Source organism: Oleiphilus sp. HI0132, assembly GCF_001635845.1.
Genome location: NZ_LWGJ01001666.1, coordinates 1 through 774, shown reverse-complemented (window position 1 = coordinate 774; position 774 = coordinate 1). Strand labels below are relative to the sequence as shown.

The 774-nt window shown below is 49.7% G+C and carries 1 protein-coding gene; it reads left to right on the top strand.

Annotation, left to right across the window (positions count from 1 at the left end; genetic code table 11):
* Nucleotides 1-774: TAXI family TRAP transporter solute-binding subunit (locus A3766_RS25590; RefSeq protein WP_156509139.1), on the top strand; the 774-nt coding region annotated here is incomplete at both ends.

The following is a 774-nucleotide window of genomic DNA, read 5'->3' as shown; positions in this document are numbered from 1 at the left end:
CGCTGGTTCACGCGAAAATAGTAAACTGATTGATGCCACGAATAGCACGGTAGACATCGCCCTGATCCAAGGCGGCATTAAATCAAGCAACCCCAATATCAACGCATTGGCAGCCGTCTTTCCAGAGCCGCTCTTAGCCTTCGCCAGAGTTGAAGCCCAAGTCAACGGCAACCCGTTTTCATGGACAGGGAAACGCGTTGCACTGGGTGCACAAGGTAGCGGTACTCGAGCTGTAGTTGAGCAATTAGCAGAGATTAGCGCTGCGCCAGCCCTCAGTAATAATACAGCTCCCGAAGCATTCTTGGGCGGCAAAGCCGCTTCCGAAGCCCTACTCTCGGGCAATCTCGACCTGGCATTTTTTGTTGCGCCACTTAGCGCACCTTATCTTCAAGCCTTATATGATAATCCGGCGATCCAGTTATTGCCGCTTGATCATGGCCAAGCACTCGCAAGCCAGCTTCATGAAGCTCACTATATCAATTTATTGAGTGGCTCACTTCGATATCACCCGGCCTACCCCGAAGCTGCCGTGCCACTCATTACACTCGTGACAAAGCTAGTTGCACATGATGACCTACACCCCGCTTTAGTCAATCGTTTGGTCAGAGCAGCCAAGATAGTACATGCTAAACGTGTCTCACTCGTCATGTCTGAGCCTTTCCCGAACACAAGTTTATTAGATATGTCTGCAGATGTTTATGCCGTAAAACTACTAAGAGATGGCTTTAATCCGCTAGAGAAAACCCTGCCCTACTGGATAGTCGCTCAGATCAA